The sequence below is a fragment of the Sporosarcina sp. GW1-11 genome (assembly GCF_033088395.1).
GTDB lineage: Bacteria > Bacillota > Bacilli > Bacillales_A > Planococcaceae > Sporosarcina.
Genome location: NZ_JAPMIW010000008.1, coordinates 52,190 through 71,533, shown reverse-complemented (window position 1 = coordinate 71,533; position 19,344 = coordinate 52,190). Strand labels below are relative to the sequence as shown.

At 40.5% G+C, this 19,344-nt stretch carries 19 protein-coding genes and 1 riboswitch; of the genes, 14 read left to right on the top strand and 5 right to left on the bottom strand.

The annotated features are described in order from the left end of the window. The first annotated feature begins 139 nt into the window (after nt 1-139). Complete coding sequence (locus tag ORD22_RS07170; protein WP_317645249.1) at nt 140-1,663, top strand: S-layer homology domain-containing protein; 1,524 nt, start codon at nt 140-142, stop codon at nt 1,661-1,663. 186 nt (nt 1,664-1,849) lie between these two features. Further along, nucleotides 1,850-3,466, top strand: coding sequence for a methyl-accepting chemotaxis protein (locus ORD22_RS07165; RefSeq protein ID WP_317645248.1), 1,617 nt, complete (start codon nt 1,850-1,852; stop codon nt 3,464-3,466). Between the two features lie 48 nt (nt 3,467-3,514). Here ORD22_RS07165 and ORD22_RS07160 read toward each other — a convergent pair whose 3' ends face one another. After that, nucleotides 3,515-4,483, bottom strand: a complete 969-nt coding sequence (locus ORD22_RS07160; RefSeq protein ID WP_317645247.1) for a DMT family transporter — start codon at nt 4,481-4,483, stop codon at nt 3,515-3,517. A 131-nt stretch (nt 4,484-4,614) separates the two neighbouring features. Here ORD22_RS07160 and ORD22_RS07155 point away from each other — a divergent pair, with 131 nt between their 5' ends. From ORD22_RS07155 to ORD22_RS07135, 5 genes are all read left to right on the top strand, one after another. Further along, complete coding sequence (locus ORD22_RS07155; RefSeq protein ID WP_317645246.1) at nt 4,615-5,505, top strand: LysR family transcriptional regulator; 891 nt, start codon at nt 4,615-4,617, stop codon at nt 5,503-5,505. Nucleotides 5,506-5,573: 68 nt separating this feature from the next. Next, on the top strand, nt 5,574-6,131 hold the full coding sequence (locus tag ORD22_RS07150) for a DUF420 domain-containing protein (RefSeq protein WP_317645245.1): 558 nt from the start codon (nt 5,574-5,576) through the stop codon (nt 6,129-6,131). Nucleotides 6,132-6,240: 109 nt separating this feature from the next. Further along, nucleotides 6,241-7,239, top strand: a complete 999-nt coding sequence (locus tag ORD22_RS07145; RefSeq protein WP_317645244.1) for an Era-like GTP-binding protein — start codon at nt 6,241-6,243, stop codon at nt 7,237-7,239. A 13-nt stretch (nt 7,240-7,252) separates the two neighbouring features. After that, nucleotides 7,253-7,402 carry a hypothetical protein gene (locus ORD22_RS07140; RefSeq protein WP_317645243.1) on the top strand — a complete coding sequence of 50 codons (150 nt, stop codon included), beginning with the start codon at nt 7,253-7,255 and terminating at the stop codon, nt 7,400-7,402. Continuing rightward, complete coding sequence (locus ORD22_RS07135) at nt 7,399-7,605, top strand: cysteine-rich CWC family protein (RefSeq protein ID WP_317645242.1); 207 nt, start codon at nt 7,399-7,401, stop codon at nt 7,603-7,605. Before ORD22_RS07140 ends, ORD22_RS07135 begins: the two co-directional genes overlap by 4 nt. A 30-nt stretch (nt 7,606-7,635) precedes the next feature. Here ORD22_RS07135 and ORD22_RS07130 read toward each other — a convergent pair whose 3' ends face one another. Then, nucleotides 7,636-8,136, bottom strand: a complete 501-nt coding sequence (locus ORD22_RS07130) for a ferritin (protein ID WP_317645241.1) — start codon at nt 8,134-8,136, stop codon at nt 7,636-7,638. Nucleotides 8,137-8,296: 160 nt separating this feature from the next. Here ORD22_RS07130 and cobT point away from each other — a divergent pair, with 160 nt between their 5' ends. Beyond that, on the top strand, nt 8,297-9,358 hold the full coding sequence (gene cobT / locus ORD22_RS07125) for a nicotinate-nucleotide--dimethylbenzimidazole phosphoribosyltransferase (RefSeq protein WP_317645240.1): 1,062 nt from the start codon (nt 8,297-8,299) through the stop codon (nt 9,356-9,358). 52 nt (nt 9,359-9,410) lie between these two features. Here cobT and ORD22_RS07120 read toward each other — a convergent pair whose 3' ends face one another. The 3 genes from ORD22_RS07120 to ORD22_RS07110 form a co-directional block, all read right to left on the bottom strand. Then, nucleotides 9,411-10,658, bottom strand: coding sequence for a quaternary amine ABC transporter ATP-binding protein (locus tag ORD22_RS07120; protein ID WP_317645239.1), 1,248 nt, complete (start codon nt 10,656-10,658; stop codon nt 9,411-9,413). Beyond that, nucleotides 10,655-11,515, bottom strand: coding sequence for an ABC transporter permease (locus ORD22_RS07115; RefSeq protein ID WP_317645238.1), 861 nt, complete (start codon nt 11,513-11,515; stop codon nt 10,655-10,657). The genes ORD22_RS07120 and ORD22_RS07115 overlap by 4 nt, the downstream gene beginning before the upstream one ends. A gap of 108 nt (nt 11,516-11,623) precedes the next feature. After that, on the bottom strand, nt 11,624-12,616 hold the full coding sequence (locus ORD22_RS07110) for an ABC transporter substrate-binding protein (protein ID WP_317645237.1): 993 nt from the start codon (nt 12,614-12,616) through the stop codon (nt 11,624-11,626). A 550-nt stretch (nt 12,617-13,166) separates the two neighbouring features. Between ORD22_RS07110 and cyoE the strand changes: the two genes are divergently transcribed. The 6 genes from cyoE to ribE all read left to right on the top strand — a co-directional run bounded on the left by cyoE (nt 13,167) and on the right by ribE (nt 19,313). Continuing rightward, nucleotides 13,167-14,078 (top strand): heme o synthase, encoded by a 912-nt coding sequence (gene cyoE, locus ORD22_RS07105; RefSeq protein ID WP_317645236.1) that lies wholly within the window; start codon nt 13,167-13,169, stop codon nt 14,076-14,078. Nucleotides 14,079-14,193: 115 nt separating this feature from the next. Continuing rightward, the gene (locus ORD22_RS07100) at nt 14,194-15,321 is read left to right on the top strand and encodes a M20 peptidase aminoacylase family protein (RefSeq protein WP_317645235.1); all 1,128 of its coding nucleotides are present in this window, start codon (nt 14,194-14,196) and stop codon (nt 15,319-15,321) included. Between the two features lie 11 nt (nt 15,322-15,332). Next, nucleotides 15,333-16,172 carry a GNAT family N-acetyltransferase gene (locus tag ORD22_RS07095; protein ID WP_317645234.1) on the top strand — a complete coding sequence of 280 codons (840 nt, stop codon included), beginning with the start codon at nt 15,333-15,335 and terminating at the stop codon, nt 16,170-16,172. Next, nucleotides 16,169-17,248 carry an o-succinylbenzoate synthase gene (gene menC, locus ORD22_RS07090; RefSeq protein WP_317645233.1) on the top strand — a complete coding sequence of 360 codons (1,080 nt, stop codon included), beginning with the start codon at nt 16,169-16,171 and terminating at the stop codon, nt 17,246-17,248. Before ORD22_RS07095 ends, menC begins: the two co-directional genes overlap by 4 nt. Before the next feature lie 61 nt (nt 17,249-17,309). After that, nucleotides 17,310-17,458: riboswitch (FMN riboswitch) on the top strand. Nucleotides 17,459-17,576: 118 nt separating this feature from the next. Further along, on the top strand, nt 17,577-18,665 hold the full coding sequence (gene ribD / locus ORD22_RS07085; RefSeq protein ID WP_317645232.1) for a bifunctional diaminohydroxyphosphoribosylaminopyrimidine deaminase/5-amino-6-(5-phosphoribosylamino)uracil reductase RibD: 1,089 nt from the start codon (nt 17,577-17,579) through the stop codon (nt 18,663-18,665). A gap of 3 nt (nt 18,666-18,668) precedes the next feature. Further along, nucleotides 18,669-19,313 carry a riboflavin synthase gene (gene ribE / locus ORD22_RS07080; protein ID WP_317645231.1) on the top strand — a complete coding sequence of 215 codons (645 nt, stop codon included), beginning with the start codon at nt 18,669-18,671 and terminating at the stop codon, nt 19,311-19,313. Nucleotides 19,314-19,344 lie beyond the last annotated feature (31 nt).

The following is a 19,344-nucleotide window of genomic DNA, read 5'->3' as shown; positions in this document are numbered from 1 at the left end:
CTACTATTCAACATTGAAGAATCCTCCTAGTATAGGGGGGGTTCTTTTTTTTCTATACAATGAATAATTGTGCAGGTATAGTTAAGAAAATGAAATCTAATAGAATGGAAGTGTCCTAGACTTGAGGAGATTATACGGTTTGTTAGTAACCCTTATATTTGTCGTGTCAGCATGGCCAATGACTACGTTTGCTGCTGTATTCAAAGATGTAAGTGATCAGCATAATTCAGCTGCTGAAATCCGTTACTTAGCAGAAAAAGGAATTATTATAGAAAAGTCGCATGAAAAGTTCAGAATTAATGAACCGATTACTCGTCTAGAAGCATCTGCCATGATTCAACGTGCATTAAAGCTGCCAATGGCTAACAGACCCGCTGTTAAACTAGTGGACGTTAAATCATCTCATCCGCAGTATTCATTGATTGCAACAATGGTAGACGAAGGAATTTTCATGGGCAATGCCAATAAAGAATTTCTACCGAATGGTCATTTGAAACGAGGACAGATGGCTGCAGTCTTCGTTCGTGCATTCAATTTAACGGGCGTATCAACTTATCGCTTCCGTGATGTTCCCGCTTCCTATTGGGCCTTAAAGGACATCCAAACATTAGCTGTACGCTCAATCACAACAGGTTATTTAGACAATACGTATAAGCCAAACGACTCGTTAACAAGAGGCCATTTCGCCGTATTTCTTGCACGGATTTTAGAGCCGAACTTTAGAGAAACTCCAGCATGCTATACCGGCGATAACGAAGCACGCCAAGTCGTTAACGTACCTGTTACAACATTATGGAAACAACCGGACGCACAACGCACAGTGGATGCATTTGCTACTGCAAAAACACCGGATATTACTAAATGGGTGGCAGCGATGAACATAAAAGAAAAACAATGGCTTGTCGGCAAAATCGAAACCCAAGCTCTTTATGGTCAAACAGTAAAGGTATTGCAGACGAAAGGTGAGTGGGCTCAAGTTGTCGTCATTGATCAAAGCTCACCAAAGCATAAAGAAGGTTACCCAGGTTGGTTACCGAAAAATCATCTAACAACTACTTATCCAAATTATAAAACATGCGATACAGCAATGGTTACAACGAGATCAGCGGATTTGACAAATGATATAGTTGGAAAAAAATCATTCCGTACGATTAGTTTCAATACAGCACTACCTATTGTTGGAGAAAAACAAGGAAGTTTTGCTGTTCAAACACCAGCGGATGGTGTCAAATATATTGATAAAAGTTCAGTGAAACGTGTCGATGCCAAAAAAGGTATTGCAAAACCGACTGCACGTCAACTTCTGGACACAGCAAAAATCTTTGATGGATTACCTTATCTATGGGCTGGCACTTCAGGCTTTGGTCTAGATTGCTCCGGTTTCACGTATTCCGTTTACCGCCAATACGGTATAGACATACCTCGTGACGCTTCGGTTCAGGCGATTACGGGAACGAAGGTGTTGAAAAAGGACCTGCAACCAGGCGATTTACTGTTCTTCGCTTACAACAAAGGAAAAGGGAATGTGCATCATGTTGGGATGTATATCGGTAAAGGCCAGATGATCCACGCACCCAATCCGAAGCGCACAGTGGAAATCATTCCAATGATAACAGAACCATACAATACAGAGTATTCAGGAGCTAGAAGATATATTAAATAATAGAGACGTAGACTTTACGAGTGTTCGGGGATTTAAATTATAGATGTGCTAAATTAGCGAAGTGTCCTGTTCTATTGATACGAGAACATATAGAATAACGAATTTCATTGAAAACTAGTGTGACCTTTATCATGCCATATGGTATAGTTTTTATATAGTAGATAAGAACTGAATAGGGGAATGTGAATGGACAAAATCTTACGTACGCCATCTGCAAGAAGAGCACTCACTAAGGTACAGCAAGTAGCAACACGAATTAAACCTCTAGTGGAAAACGAAAAATCTTTTAGCAATAACTACAAACGACTTCATCAATTGCTAGACGATGAACTACAACATGATGAATACTTCGTCATTGTCGATGAAACTGGACGTAGCGTTATTCATACTAACCGACTGTGGGAAGGCACGATATTTTCTGATCCAATTGGTTTAAAAGCGGCGAACACTGATCAGCCATTACTACAATTATATGAACGACAATCAGGAGAGCAAATAATCGATGCCTCCGTGCCTATTTTTAAATCGAATGGTAAGCGCTATAATTTACGCTTAGGCCGAATTAAGCATCAAAAATATATTTACATCGGTATGACTGCTGCAATTCTTTTACCTGCACTCGTTATGGCATGGATCACCTATATGTTTAACTTACCAGTTACTCAAGGTGCTACATTATCTGTCGCATCACTCATTCTATCTGCCATTTCAATGAGTAGTCTTTATCTAGTAGTCATGAAAGGTATTCGCTCTTGGCGAAAGGTAACTAGAAGAATTTCAGCAGGTGATTTGACCGCGGAAGTAAAAGGACGATCCCGCTCAGAATTTAATCAAATTGGTTTTGAAATCAATAAAATTGTGATTGGCACAAAAAATATTATTAAAGAATTAGATCATTCTTCTACTATCGTTGATCGAATTAGTGAAGTCCAAGCATCCGAAGCGAAACACTTATCGAATGTCTTTACAGAATACGGTGTGACGATGCAAAATTTCCAAAGTGGCACAGAACAGCAGCTATCTTCATTGCAGTCAGCAAACGCTATGGTACTGACGATGATGCAAGGAATCCGCGAAATGGAAGTGCGCATACAGCAAACACTTTCGAAATCAGAAAGTGCCTCGGTTGCGGCGGCAGAAGGTAATGCTGCAATTGAAGAATCAGAACAAAAAATGCAACAAATCTATGACGCGGTTCATATGTCGTCGCAAAAAATTATGCGAGTCGCGGATGAAATTAACCAAGTCATTCAGAAAGTATCATTGATTACGAAAATTGCAGAACAGACAAATTTATTGGCACTTAACGCTTCGATTGAAGCCGCACGTGCAGGTGAGGCAGGAAGTGGCTTCTCCGTTGTAGCCAATGAAGTCCGTAAACTCGCGGAAGAAACAAATAACTTTGCAAATGATGTTGTACGCACACTGGAGCACACGAGTAATGAAGTTAAAATTGCTGTGCAACAAGTAGAGTCAAATACAGATGCGATTCAAGAAGGTGTAGAAATTGTCAAAGTCGCCGGTCAATCGATTCAACAAATGAATGAAGCTGTTATAGACACGAAAGCAGCTATTAGCGATAATAGCCGTCATGCAGAAGCAATGATTCAAGATGGCGAACAAATCGAAAACATCATTGACGAAATTACTAACATATCCGAACGGTTTACAGAAAGTGTCACTGAAACGGTCGCGGGCATGGACGAGCAAGTTGAAGGTTTTCAACAATTAGCCAACGAGGCAGTCATACTTACAGAGCAAGCTGCTGCACTCAATCAAATCGTTCATCGGTTTAAATTTTAATAGTACAAAAAACAGTTGAAGCAAACTTGCGACAACTGTTTTTTGTACTTATGCAGGTTGGATCGATCGCTTTTTGTACTGTCGTGCCTCGTCTTTACGTTTTTGTTGTACGCGAATAAATATGTTATTGCCGACAAGGGAAGCAATAATAAATACCGTTCCGATATAATCGAATATCGTTAACTGATAGCCTTGTATATATGAAATAACTAACGTCGTCACGGGTACGAAGTTAATGAATAGTAAACCATTCAATGGAGACAAAATACGAACTCCGACATTCCACCCAAGAAGCGCAATAATTCCAGGGAAAATAATCATGAATAACATATGCGGTGTAACAGTCTGCACAACTTCCAATGTTGGTACAGAAATATAACCTGTTAATGTGACGATAGAAACGACAACACATGCAGTTATCGTCCCAAGCAAACAGCTTAATGTAGAGTAGCGTAATGCGGACCATTCACTGAAATGATTACTACCCATCGTATAGATCACCCAGCCAATTACTGCTATAAAGATTAATAGTGATGGAATAATATCATTCGTGCCGGTCAAGAATGAACGTAAATCACCTTTTGTAATGACGAGCATCACACCGATAAATGCCGTAAATACAAACGTTAATGTAATTCCATGAGGTTTATGACGACTCATCATCCAGATAATAACGATTGAGATCATTGGCATCATCGCTTCAGAAATGGAAGCGACCATCACTCCAGGTTCACCCATTAAGTCTTGTCCCCAGAAGATGAACAAATTATAAACGACAAATGCCATCGTTCCGAAAAACCATAGTGATAAACCTCTCTTCTCTAAACGAAAGGCTTGTTTCCCTTCTTTCCACCATAACAAAACAATTAGCACAATTGTGACTGAAACATAGCGAATCAAAGTAAAATAAAAAGGATCAATTGCGTTAAACGCGCTATTGGCAACTGGGAACATCGCACCCCATGACGCACTTGCGATGAAGCAAAGGAACGCTCCCCAAATAATTTTGTTTTTCATTAAACCCAACCTCCTAGAAGTACTTACTCTAGTAAACTAAAGATTGGACATCATGTAAAACGAATAATAATGATGACTACTATCATTATTATTGATACCATAGAGATAACAGGTAAAAAGGAGAGAGAGCCATGGAATTTAAAGACTTAGAAATCTTTCAAATGGTAGCTAAAAAAGGAACGATTACGGCAGCGGCAAAAGAGCTTCGCTATGTACAATCGAATATTACATCACGTATTCAAAAGTTAGAAAACGAGCTCAAGACGCCTTTATTTAATCGACATAACAGAGGTATGATCTTAACGCCTGAAGGAAAACGACTGCTCGTTTACAGTGAGAAAATCTTATCGTTGACGAATGAAATGCGTAAAGTTGTCCAAAACGATAATGAACCATCAGGTAAACTAGAAATCGGCTCTGTCGAAACAGTCATCAAGCTACCAATCATTCTTTCTAGATACAATAAAAAATATAAACAAGTAGATCTATCGTTACTGACAGGCGTTACGGAACGATTGCAAACTAGAGTCCTAAATCACCAATTAGACGGTGCATTTATTTCGGAAGGTTTCGTGCATCCTGATTTAGCAGTTCATGAAGTATTGGAAGAAGAGTTAGTTCTGCTATCCGACAAGCCGTTTCAATCTATCGAAGACATTAAAGATGAACCGATTCTTTGTTTTAGAAAGGGCTGTGGTTATCGAGCGAGACTCGAACTATGGTTAGAGGATGAACAGTTCAAACCGACGAAAATGATGGAATTTGGTACACTTGAAACGATACTCGGCAGTGTTGTCGCAGGATTAGGTGTGACGTTTGTTCCGATATCAACCGTTGCGCATCTGATCGAAAAAGGAAGTGTCTATTGCTATCATCTGCCACCGAAGTATAGTCGCATCAAGACAGTTTTCGTCCGTCGTGCTGATTCTTATTTGACACCAACTATCGATAAATTCATTCAAATCATTGAAGAGTTTCATGAAGAAACTACCGCTCAATTTCAAAATTCGACACAAAGTTAACGCAGAAAGCATGTTAGGTATGCTAATATGTAGGGTAGCTAGAAATATAGAATTAGGAGTGTCAATAGATGAATTTTAGTAATCAATCAACAACGTCCTCTACATGTAAGAAACGTAATTATCGTCCAGCGATCATTATTATTTCAATTCTTTTGATCGGTGCAATCGGTGTATTGTCAGGGTTGCCAGGTGTCGAGGATTTTACTGCGTTCGACATTACGATTTTGCCTTTATTGAATGCTATTTTCAATAGTTTTACGTTTGTTTTCTTAGTGTGTGCGCTTGTCGCCATCTTGAAGAAAAATGTGAAGATCCATCAACGTTTTATTTATGCTGCATTTTGTACGACTGCGTTATTTTTAGTGACATACGTGATGTATCATTACTTAGCAGAATCCACTTCGTTTGGTGGCAGTGGGTTTATGGCTGGTTTCTACTACTTCATCCTGTTCTCTCATATTGTATTGGCTGCTGCGATTGTACCCCTTGCATTGACAAGTGTCGCTCGTGCTTGGAATATGGAAAATGAGCGTCATCGTAAAATCGCTCGCTGGACAATGCCAATCTGGTTATATGTTAGTTTCACTGGAGTACTTGTGTATATTTTGATTTCCCCTTATTATTAAGAGAAGAGCAATAGTGCAGATTAGGCATCAGTCAGAAGCAGGTTAATGACTGATGCTTTTTTCTCACATGATTTCACCGAAAATTTAAAAAATGAATGGATGTGTTTACATGAAAGTCTCAGACTTTATGTCGGATGAATCATTTGATGAAATTTTTAATCAAGAAACAAATGATATCAATGAACAGTTGAAAAAAGAAATTTTGATTGCCATGATTGGTGATGTCAATGCGGGGAAGTCTTCTACGCTCAATCGATTGATGCAAAAAGATGTAGCAGAAGTCGGGGCGCAACCAGGCGAGACGAAAGAGGTTCAGAAGTATTATTACAGGGAAAATATTTTATTTGTCGACACGCCTGGGCTAGACGATATTAATCAGGAACATTCACAAGAGACATTGAATTTCTACAATGAAGCAGATGTCATCCTATTTTTCCTTAACGCTGCAGGTACGGTACTATCGGACACGGAGTTAAAATCTTTGAACAAAATCGCAACGCTCAACAAGAAAATCATACTCGTTCTGAATAAAATTGATGCAGCTGACGATATTCCCAGTTTAGTAAACTATATATTGGAGCATACTGGGTTTGCCTATCCTGTTATTCCCATATCTTCGAAAACGGGAGAACATATGGAGTTGCTGCAAAAAGAAATTCTTCTACAGCTAAAACAAGTAAATAAGGATGTCTTACTAGCAGCGAATATGGCAGATAAATCGTCTATCGCCAAACGGTGGATTTTAGCATCCGGAGCATCTGCGGCAGCAATAGGTGCTGCTCCTATTCCAGGTGCAGACTTTGTTCCGTTAACGACGTTACAGGTAGGGTTAATGCTGAAGCTATCGACGTTATATGGAAAACCTATTACGAAAGACCATGCAAAAGAATTGATTATCGCGACAGTTGTCGGAAATATTGGCAAAACCGCGTTCCGCCAAATCGTAAAAGTTATTCCGGGCGCAGGGATGGTCGTCGCAGCGAGTGTAGCAGGATCCATGACGGTAGCTCTTGGATATGCGATAAAATATATGTATGAAAATGATATGGATCTAACACCGGACACATTAAAGTTGGTGTATAAAAAATTCTTAAAAAAAGAAAAGTAAAGGGGCGGGGTGTATGGAGTGGTTTAATTACGCAACATTCGTAGTTGCATTATTAGCGGGGTTATATTCGATGGAAAGTATGAAGCGCAATAAGGAACTCGAAGAACGAGTAGAAGCATTGGAAAAAAAGAATACGGCAGAGTTGGACAAGCATCGTTTATGAACAAGGAGCCTCTCATGAAAGATGTCTGCCCGATTTGCCAAGGTAATAACGAATGCGGAAATGGCCTGCCAAAAGAAGTAGGAAGCTGTTGGTGTACAGATAAAGTATTTCCAGAAGAAGTGTTTCGTGAAATTCCGGAAGAGGAACTGTATAAACACTGTATTTGTGAACGTTGTTTAGAACGTATCCAATTGAAGAAATAGGCTAAGCGATTGTATCGCCTAGCCTCATTTTTATTCATCTACATATGATCGTGTTGCAAGTTCTTTCTCGTAGATGAACAATGCGTTCTTATCTTCACGGATGCGCTTTAAGTATTCGATATGCTTATCGAATGTCGCTTCTTCTTCCACTTGCTCATCAAGGAACCAGTTTAAGAAGGAAATCGTTGCGTGTTCTTTTTCTTCCCAAGCCAAATCCATGATGCTGTAGAATGATTTTGTCACTTCTTTTTCTTGTTCGAGTGCCACTTCAAATGTGTGGAGTAGGTTGTCGAATGAAGTTGCTGGGGCAGGTGTTTCTGTAATGATGGCGCGGATGCCGCGATCGTGTAAATACGAATAGATTTTCATTGCGTGCATGCGTTCTTCTTCCACCTGCTGAAGAAAATAGTGTGCAAATCCGCTATAGTTGCGGTGTTCACAATAAGACGCCATAGATAAGTACGTTTGAGCTGCTGCAAATTCATTGTTCATTTGAGTATTCAATGCTTGTGCTAATTTTTCACTAATCATGTGCATCGTCTCCTTTTGTCTTATGATTATGCTATACCCAAATTTATGTATAGTAAATCTAGTTAGCTAGCTTATAGCTCATATTATACCTTGTAGAAGTAGAATGCGCCTCGTTTTAACTTCATGATATACTAGAGAAGTGAACTTGAAATAGAAAAACATGTGGAAAGAAGGAGTTTTTTTGAGTAACTACGAAATTCCAGCATTGAATAAAGAAGCTGGGATACAAGCAAAAGAATATTTAGATACATTAACGAAACCTGTTGGAAGTTTAGGGAGATTAGAAGAAATCGTCGTGCAACTCGCTGAAATAACAGGACAACGACAGCCTGTTATGAATCAACTAGGGATTATCGTTTTCGCTGCAGACCACGGGGTTGTAGACGAGGGAATTTCAGCATTTCCTCAGCAAGTGACGCGTCAAATGGTTGATAATATGGCGCAAGGTGGAGCAGCTATCAACGTCTTCGGCAGACAGCAGCTGGCGAAGTTTTCATTGGTTGATGTGGGAGTGAAGGGAGAAGAATTTTCAGAACCTGTTAAAAATCGAAAAGTTCGCCAAGCAACTAAAAACTTCTTACAAACAGAAGCGATGACACAGGAAGAAGTCGAACAAGCGCTAGCGATTGGTTATGAAGAAGCACTCGCTATATTTGAAGAAGGCGTAGATTGCCTAGTGGTTGGGGAAGTTGGCATCGGAAATACCACTACAAGTAGTGCGATTGTAGCAACTGTGACAGAACTAGATCCTGCAGGGTTGGTTGGTTATGGTACAGGCATTTCATCTGAACAGCATCTACATAAAATCGAAGTTGTACGAAAAGCGCTTGAATTGCATCAGATCGATAGGGAAGATGGCTATGATATCTTACGTAAAGTCGGTGGCTTAGAAGTCGCAGCGATGGTAGGAGCTATGCTTGCGGCTGCTTCAAACCGTATACCGATCGTATTGGATGGATTTATATCTACTGCTGCGGCATGTGTAGCGGACAAAATTGCGCCCGGGGCATTACACTACATGCTACTCGGTCATCAATCGATGGAACCTGGACATCAAAAAGCCTTTGAATATTTAGGGAAAGTACCAATTGTTTCACTAGATATGAGACTTGGTGAAGGAACAGGAGCGGTAGTTGCTTATAGCATTATTCAATCCGCAGTTCGTATGGTACAAGAAATGGCAACGTTTGAAAGTGCAGGCGTATCAGGAAAGAATGAATAAAGAAATCTAAAAAAACAGGGGAGAAATGGCTAGTTCCATTTCTTCCCTGTTTTTACTCATTTACTACAGTTTCAGTAGGTATGCTTTTTTCTTCAGTACTCTCTTCTTTGCTGTCTTCTGAAGTATTACTAATAATACTTGAGAGGACGTGTACGCGTAAGATGATTCCTTCAATTCGATTTGTTTCATCTACTACAACTAGTGGATATTTAGAATCTAGAACGCGTGGAATAATATCTTGTACATATTCTTCGGGATGCGCAGTGACAACGTCTGTTGACATCACTTCATCGATTGTTTTACGGTTTTTCACGCCGTCAATCGCTTGGTCAATTGTGACTAAACCAAGTAGCTGACGTTCACGATTGGTAATGAAGACACTGGAAATCCCATGTTCCTCCATATTTTTAATCGCTACATGCAAGCCGTCTTTACTATTCATAACGCTTAACGGTTTGGACATGATATTCATCGCTTGAAGAACTTTAGAACGGTCGATTTCGCGAGTAAACTCGACGATATAATCATTGGCAGGCGATTCCAATAAATCTTCCGGTGTTCCGACTTGCTCTACATTTCCATCTTTCATAACAGCGACACGGTCTCCAATTCTAAATGCTTCGTTGACATCGTGTGTAATGAAAATGATGGTCTTCTGTAAACGTGTCTGAATATCTAGAAGCTCAAGCTGCATTTCTCTACGGATTAATGGATCGAGTGCACTGAATGGTTCATCCATTAATAGAATGTCAGGATCGTTAGTTAGCGCCCGTGCAATTCCTACACGTTGCCGCATACCGCCTGAAAGTTCATCTGGATACTGGTTTTCATACCCTTTAAGTCCAACCGTATCGATATGCTTTTGAGCGATGTTACGTCTTTCGGTTTTTGAAAGTCCGCGAATTTCCAAACCATATTCAATATTTTCTATCACGGTACGGTGACTAAACAAACCGAAGTGTTGGAAAACCATCGCGATTTTCTTTTGACGGAAAAACTTTAATTGTTCTTTATTGTATTTGACGATATTTTCACCATCTACATAAATAGCACCAGATGTTGGTTTGTTCAGTAAGTTGAAGCATCGAATCAACGTTGACTTACCACTACCAGACAAGCCCATAATAACGAATGTTTCGCCTTCCATGATTTCCATGTTGGCATTATAAACACCTACTGTATGGCCGGTCTTTTCAAGTATTTCACGTTTCGAAGTTCCTTTTTCAATTAATGGAATGACCCTTTTAGGACGCGGACCAAAAATCTTGGTGACATTCTCTACTTTGATTTTTACGGTCATGCTGATCTCCTCCTAGTATTTTGTAGGCGGTCTGCCACTCCATTAGTGATGCGATCAATAATGATTGCTAAAAATACAATACTGATACCAGCTTCAAAACCTAATGAAATATTGATTTGGTTAATTGAATACAATACACGTTCACCTAGACCGTGGGCTCCGACCATTGAACCGACAACAGCCATAGACAATGCCATCATCGTTGTCTGGTTGATACCTGCCATCATTGTCGGCAGTGCTTGAGGAAGCTGTACTTTTACAAGCATTTGGTTACGTGAAGATCCGAATGATTCAGCAGATTCAATCACTTCTTCATCAACATTACGGATACCAAGTTCAGTTAACCGAATAACAGGTGGTAATGCGTAAATGATTGTCGCGATAATTGCGGGAACGTTTCCTAAAGGGAAGAAGAAAATTACAGGTATTAAGTAGACGAATGTAGGCATTGTTTGCATCGCATCCAAAATAGGTCGCATAATGACAGAGAATGCTCGGCTAAATGCCATTAATATACCAACCGGAATCCCGATTGCGAGGGATAGTACAACGGAAATGACAATAATCGCAACTGTAGTCATCGTATCTGCCCACAGATCAAAAGATCCTATTAAAAATATGAAGGCTGCAAATAGTAATCCTCCAAATATATTGTTGAAATACCATCCTAATAAGAAAACGATGATCATAATGACCCACCAAGGAGTGGCTAAAAGAGTTGTTTCGATCGTTCGTATCGTCGTAGAGGCAATCACGAAGATAAAGTCAAACAGCCATCCGAAATTCATAGCTAGAAAATCGATAAACTTTTCAACATAATCTCCTATAGGTATTCGTACGTCGGGAAATTCATTCATAGGCGGTAAGCTAGGTCATACTAGCTTGTCCCTCTCTTTCTCTAGTGTAAGTTTGTTAAAAAAGAAGGGGGATGGAGCGGAAAGCATCCACCCCACATTCTCTAGTGTTTATAGTGCTGCCTTTACTTTCTTAGCAACATCTTCGGGCACCCATTGAGTCCAAATGTCTTCATGTTCTTTCATGAACCATTTTGCGGTATCATGAGGGTTTGCATCATTTTCACCCATATATTTCAATGCTTCTTCTGTTAGTGCACTACTTGTTTCGTAATGACTGAAGAACTCCACTACTTCAGGAGCTTGTGTTTTTAAGTCTTTATGAACACTGACGAATACATCGTTTGGAGGGAATTCGCCCGACTTGTCTTTATCCCAAGCAGCTTGGTCAAATGGGTCGTCTTCCAATAGTGTTAAGTCGTAAGTTGCAGTGACCCAAGTAGGAGACCAGTAATACCCGACCCACGGTTCACCTTTTTTATATGCGCTAGCTAAGTCAGCTACGATAGCTGAGTCTGAACCTGGAGCTAGATACGTAAACTTTTCATCTAAACCATACGCAGCGATTTTTTCACTCAAGTGCTTACTGACTAACCAGCTTGATGGTGCACCGATAATACGACCCATTTTCTTGTTTTCAGGATCTTGGAACAGTTCAGGATACTTCGCCAAGTCTCTTACTGTTTTTAAATCTGGCGCCACCGCTTCAATGCCACGCTCTGGATCACCTTTTATAACGTATGTCGGAACATACAGGCCTTGCGAATTATCGTCGAAGTTCGTCGAAATAGTTTCAATGTCTCCGCTGTCGATTGCATTTGTATATGCTTCGCCCAAGTTATCTGACCAAACTTCTGTATAAACGTTTATATCACCTTGTTGTAAAGCCTGGAATGTTGCTGTAGATGTACCGTTCACTACATCTGTTTTATATCCGTAACCTTCTTCTAAGATGATTTGCGCGATACTGTTATGGACGCGAATACTGTCCCATCCTGCATCTGCCAATTTAATTTCGTCGATTGAATCTTTACTCGCACTGTTACCGCAAGCTGTTAAAAGTAGTAATGTGAAAATGGAGAAAAACAACATAATCTTTCTCAAAAAATCAAACCCTTTCTATTTATGATTTATTCATCACGAAATGATATTTTTTGCTCGAATCTCTTATATACATCCACACTCAAAGAAATAAGGGAGTTGAAGAGATTAAGGAAAAATTATCATTATTTTTTCGCGATATCATTACGTTAGTTTACAGTATAATAAAACTAATATCAATTTAATTATTTAGAAAACTGTCGGACACAACAGTATTTCTGAGAAATATTTTTTGGTAAATGGAATGAAAAAATCAAGTGGAGATAGGTGTTCTTAAATGAATTTAGAGTGACTTAATCCTATAGAGGGTATAGGTTTTCCTTGAGTCGAATAATGGCGGAAGATGTTGAATAATTGTATAGTATATATACAGTCTGCAACAGACTTAATCAAGATCATAAACTATTTTCTTTTATCAATAGAATAGACAAAGATTTGTAACAGTTATAAAGGAAATACCAAGTTTTTTTGATTTTACTTTTGAGAAGATGATATAGTTAGTAGTACGCATGTAATTAGTATAGAAATGTAACGTAAAAGGAGAACGGAACTTATGTCGAAAGAAGTCCATATTGTATCGACTACTACGCATAGTCGCTCGGCGTCTACCTTTTTCTCAGATATTAAATCATTGATAAAAGGACCTGTACTTATAGCAAACGTCTTGCCAGTATTCGCTGGATTTTGGCTAGCATTGCACTTTTCAGGTATGACACTTGCCGGGAATTGGAGCGTATTCTGGCTGACTATGATCGGCAGTACGTTTTTAATGGCGGGTGCGCTCGTCATGAATAACTGGTATGACACGGATATTGACACCTTAATGGAAAGAACGAAACAACGTCCGACGGTGACAGGGAACTTTTCCTTACGAACGGTGTTGAATATTGGTTTGGTATTATCTGCGATTGGTATGGTATTACTGTTGCTTACTACTTTCGAAGCAGCAATCTACGCATTTATCGGATGGTTTACGTATGTGATACCCTATACGATGTGGTCTAAACGTAAATACACATTAAATACGGTAATCGGAAGTGTGTCGGGTGCCGTAACACCACTCATCGGTTGGGCAGCAATTATGTCGGCAAACCATATAGTACCTATCGTTTTATTCGCGATTTTATTCATATGGCAAATGCCACATACATTTGCGATTGCGATGAAGAAGTACGAGGATTACAAAGCGGCAAATGTAGCGATGTTACCAGTCGTGCGCGGCTTTGAATTCACTAAGCGCCAAATGTTGATCTATGTACTTTGTTTACTACCTCTGCCATTTTTGCTACCAATGTTTGGTACGGCATTTATCGTCATCGCAACATTGATGAACATCGGCTATATAGCTGCCAGTATTTATGGTTTCTACGCAAAAGACGATTATAAATGGGCTAACCTCATGTTCTTATATTCAGTGAACTACATGACATTGCTTTTTGGCATGATGATTCTTTGGACGTTTTAATGAAAAGACTTCCCTTCACTTTTTGAGTGATAGGGAAGTCTTTTCATATGTTAGAATTGATGGGAATCGTTCGAGAGATTAAGCAGTTTAATAGGTTTGATGAGGAGGCAGTTTAATGAATGAACAATTGCAATTGCTAAAACCGAAGATCGAAGAAGTGTTTGCACATTTGCACAGACACCCAGAAGTCAGTTGGAAAGAGGTGGAAACGACGCGCTACTTGAAGGAATTCCTTGAACGTCAAGGGTTTGAAGTTTCTTTGTTTAAAGGGATCACTGGCTTTTCCGTAACTATCGGGCAAGGTTCTCCAGTCGTCGGCTTACGGGCTGATATTGATGCGCTTTGGCAGGAAGTCGACGGTGTCTATCAAGCGAATCATTCATGCGGTCATGACGGCCATATGACAATGGCGATTGGCGCGCTGTTGTTGGCGAAAGAACGAGGAATTCCTTCTATAGGTACATTGAAAGTCATTTTTCAGCCAGCTGAAGAAAAGGGGAAAGGTGCTCTTGCTGTCCTTGACCAAGGTATAATGGATGATATCGACTATCTATTTGGCGTGCATTTACGAGCTGCGGATGAACTCGATGATGGCTACTCTGCTGCTTCTCTTCAGCATGGAGCTGCGAAAATGATATCGGGTACAATTACCGGAACTGAAGCCCATGGCGCACGGCCGCATCAAGGACAAAACGCGATTGAAGTAGGTGCTTCATTAGTGCAAGCATTGCAGTCGATTCATTGTAATCCGATGGTTTCTCATACAGTTAAAATGACGATGTTCCAAGCGGGAGGAGATTCAGCGAATATTATTCCAGGGACCGCGAAATTCAGTTTAGATCTTCGCTCGCAACAAAATGACGTTATGGATGAGTTGTATCAACATGTTCAACGTGTAATTAGAGCGGTCGCTGATCAATATGGTGTTGATATTTCGTGTCATGTCATGTCGGAAATGGTTGCTGCAGAAGTTAATCCAGAAGCAGAACAAATTATGGCAAAAGCGATTGCTAAAACCGTTGGGGAAGCGAAAACAGTGCGAACGATTGTTACGCCAGGCGGAGAAGATTTTCATTTCTACGGGGTGCATCGTCCGAAAATAAAAAGTACGATGCTTGGACTTGGCTGTGATTTAACTCCGGGTCTTCACCACCCGCAGATGACATTTAACAAAACATCTTTACTCACTGGAATTGAAATTCTTATGAATGCCATTGAACTGGCATTCCAATCTGAAAAATAGAAGGTGCACCGATGATAAACGAAATTGATATTAGGAAAGTAACAGCAATAGAAGAAATTTTAGAAATGCAAAAGTTAGAGAAGCGAGTTTGGGGGATGGAGCCGATTCCTGTCCACCAAACTGTTACAGCAGTGAAAAATGGGGGACTTGTTATCGGCGCTTTCATCGGCAAGCGAATGATTGGCTTCTCTTATAGTTTCCCTGGTTTCGCGGAAGGGCAATCCTATTTATGTTCTCATATGTTAGCGGTGGATCAGGAATTTCAACTGATGGGACTTGGCAAGATGTTAAAAGAACAACAATTGCGAGAAGCGCGAGATATGGGATATGAATTGATCGTCTGGACGTTCGATCCATTGGAAAGTCGCAACGCCTATTTAAACACATCTAAATTATATGGTGTGTGCTATGACTATATCGTGAATTGTTATGGCAAAATGGATGATGGTCTCAATAAAGGGTTGCCGACTGATCGTTTCCAAGTCGCTTGGTGGATTGATAGCCAACGTGTTAGGGAACAATGGCAACCAACAACTATACAATATAGTAATCCGTGTAGTGTCGAATTATTAGCTGAGGAATTTCCGGTATTGCAGCTTCCTGAAGGGAAAGAATGGCTATCTGCAGATGCAGTGGAAGTACCTGTTCCAAAGCATATTCAACTAATGAAGACACAACAACCTGAACTAGCTTATGATTGGCGCTTGAAAACAAGAGAAGTATTTCAACAGTTATGCGATGCGGGCTTCGCATTAATTGACGTACGCAGAACTGAAGAAACTGTACACTATTATCGTTTCTGCAAGCGGTCTAGCATTCCACTTGCAAAATCAAAGGAGTCTCTTAAATGAAAATTGAAAAGATTACACTTCGTCGAATGAATATGACGATGAAACATCCGTTCACAACAAGTTTCGGGACGATTCAACAAAAGGATTTCCTTCTTGCAACAGTGCAGGATGAGCAAGATAATGAAGGGTGGGGAGAGTCTGTCGCATTTACGTATCCTTGGTACAGTGAAGAAACGACAGAAACGACGATCCATATGTTACGTGATTTTTTAATTCCAGCAGTGCTTGGAAAGACGATTGAACATCCCGACGAAGTTAGTGAATTGTTTGCACCAATCCGCAAAAATAATATGGCGAAAGCGACGATTGAAGGCGCAGTGTGGGATCTTTATGCGAAACGTCGCAACATCTCGCTTACGGAGGCATTAGGTGGTAAACGCGATCGAATAGAAGTGGGCATTAGTATCGGGATCGAAAAGAATGTGGAAGATTTACTTGCGAATGTTAGAGGATTTATTGATGAAGGCTATAAGCGTATTAAAATAAAGATTAAGCCAGGTCAAGACGTAGAAGTAATCCGCGCAATTCGCCAACAGTTCCCCAAAGTGCCTTTGATGGCTGATGCAAACTCTGCATATACATTAGACGATGTGGAGTTACTGAAAGAATTGGATCAATTTAATCTCATGATGATCGAGCAACCGCTTGCGTCTGACGATATTATCGATCACGCAACGTTACAAAAACAGATCCAGACGCCTATTTGTCTGGACGAAAGTATTCATTCGTTAGAAGATACGCGTAAAGCGGTAGAGCTTGGTAGCTGTAAAATTATCAATATCAAAGTCGGTCGTGTCGGTGGTCTAACTGAAGCGAAGAAAATTCATGATTATTGCGCTGAAAAGGGCATTGACGTATGGTGCGGAGGAATGCTTGAATCAGGTATTGGGCGTGCGCAAAATATTGCGTTGACAACACTCCACAATTTCACATTGCCAGGAGATACAGCAGGTTCTTCACGCTATTGGGATCAGGATATTATAACGCCTGAAGTAGTAGCGGAAAATGGATATATTACCGTCCCTCATGAATCGGGAATATCGATTTACAGTCGATACGATGGAGTTTATAGCTGAATAAATATTCTGTGATTGTCAATTTTCTATACTTTGTGCTAAACTCATAATTAATCGAATAAGTTTCCTTCGGGGCAGGGTGGAAATCCCTACCGGCGGTGATGAGCTACTTAGCTCTTAGTCCGTGACCCGGATGCTTTTTATAAGCAGAAGGTGGATTTGGTGAAACTCCAAAGCCGACAGTTAAAGTCTGGATGAGAGAAGGAACGAACTTTTAAAAACGTTAATACTAACGCTTATTTTGTCATGGTCAAAGCCCCGCTGTTTTTACACCGCGGGGCTTTTTGTTTTGTCACAAGAGGAATTTAGCAAGTTGGAGTGTTGTGTAGTGAATCAAGCCTATATGGAAATGGCGTTAAAGCTCGCTGAAAGTGTGGCTGGCCAAACATCTCCTAACCCGCCAGTGGGCGCTGTCTTAGTAAAAGACGGTCGAATCATTGGAATGGGAGCGCATTTACGTGCAGGAGAACGTCATGCGGAGCGAGTAGCCCTTGATATGGCGGGTGCACAAGCGGAAGGTGCCGATTTATATGTAACGCTTGAACCGTGTTCGCATACCGGTAAAACGTCGCCTTGTGCAGATGCTGTCATTGAGGCGGGGGTCAAACGCGTGTATGTGGCTATTTCTGACCCGAACCCGTTAGTTTCTGGTCAAGGGTTTGAGCGACTGCGAGCTTCTGGCATTGACGTAACGGAAGATTTTTGTATAGATCAAGGACGTAAATTGTATCAACCATTTTTTCATTTTATTCGAAACAAAACACCTCATGTGACAATGAAAACAGCAATGACGATTGACGGTAAGATTGCAACTGCAACTGGAGATAGTAAATGGGTGACGAGTGAGCAAGCGCGACTCGATGTTCATCTGCTTCGCCATACGCAAGATGCAATATTAGTAGGCGTACAAACTCTTCTTCATGATAATCCTCTTCTCACCACCAGATTGCCCCAAGGTGGAAAACATCCTATTCGAGTTATTTTAGATACATGGTTACGAACACCCGTGGATAGTTACGTCATTCAGCAGGATGAAGCACCCACATGGATTTTTTGCGGAAATGAAGCGGACTCTGCAAAGGAATTATTATTAAAAAAACCGCATGTGCAAATTATTCGTATGCCAAACGCTACGCTTTTCGTAGAAGATATTTTAGTAGAACTTGGCTCGCGGGGTGTCATGACGCTACTAGTAGAAGGTGGAGCCGCAGTTAACGCTTCATTCGTCAAAGCGCGTGCGATTCAGCGTGTGATTTGCTATATGGCTCCAAAATTACTTGGTGGAAGTGGATCGTTGACGCCTGTTAGTGGACTAGATCCTGTATTTATGGACGAAGCTTTCCCGCTCGTTTTTGAAAGTGTGGAAATGATTGGACCAGACATTAAAATTATAGCGATACCGAAAGCGAGTGAGTGAGCAGTGTTTACAGGAATTATTGAAGAAATTGGTTCGGTTAAGAGTATACAGCCTGGCGCCCAATCGATGACGTTGACAATTGCTGCATCTACTGTATTATCTGATGTCCGCTTAGGTGACAGTATCGCGGTTAACGGTGTTTGTTTGACGGTCAAAGACTTTACGAAAGATCAATTTTCAGCAGATGTTATGCCGGAAACGATATCATCTACTTCGTTGCGGCAGTTGACTGCTGGAAGTCGCGTGAATTTGGAACGCGCACTTGCTGCAAATGGTCGGTTCGGTGGACATTTTGTAACTGGACACGTCGATGGAGTGGCGACGATTCGTCAAAAACGGACAGTAGATAATGCACTATATATTCGATTGTCACTACCAGAGGCTTACGCGCCTTACCTATTGAAAAAGGGTTCGATTGCATTGGATGGCACATCGTTGACTATATTTGAAGTCGATCAAACAGATATTACGATTTCTTTAATTCCGCATTCACAAGAAATGACGGTTTTAGCGAAAAAGCAACAAGGGGAAGTCGTAAATTTTGAATGTGATATGCTCGCGAAATACGTCGAGAATATGCTCGTGAAAAGGGAGAGTAATAGTCCTTCCGTGACAGAAGACTTCTTGAAACAACACGGATTTATGTGAAGAATGAGTCAACTAGAAGGAGTGAATAGGG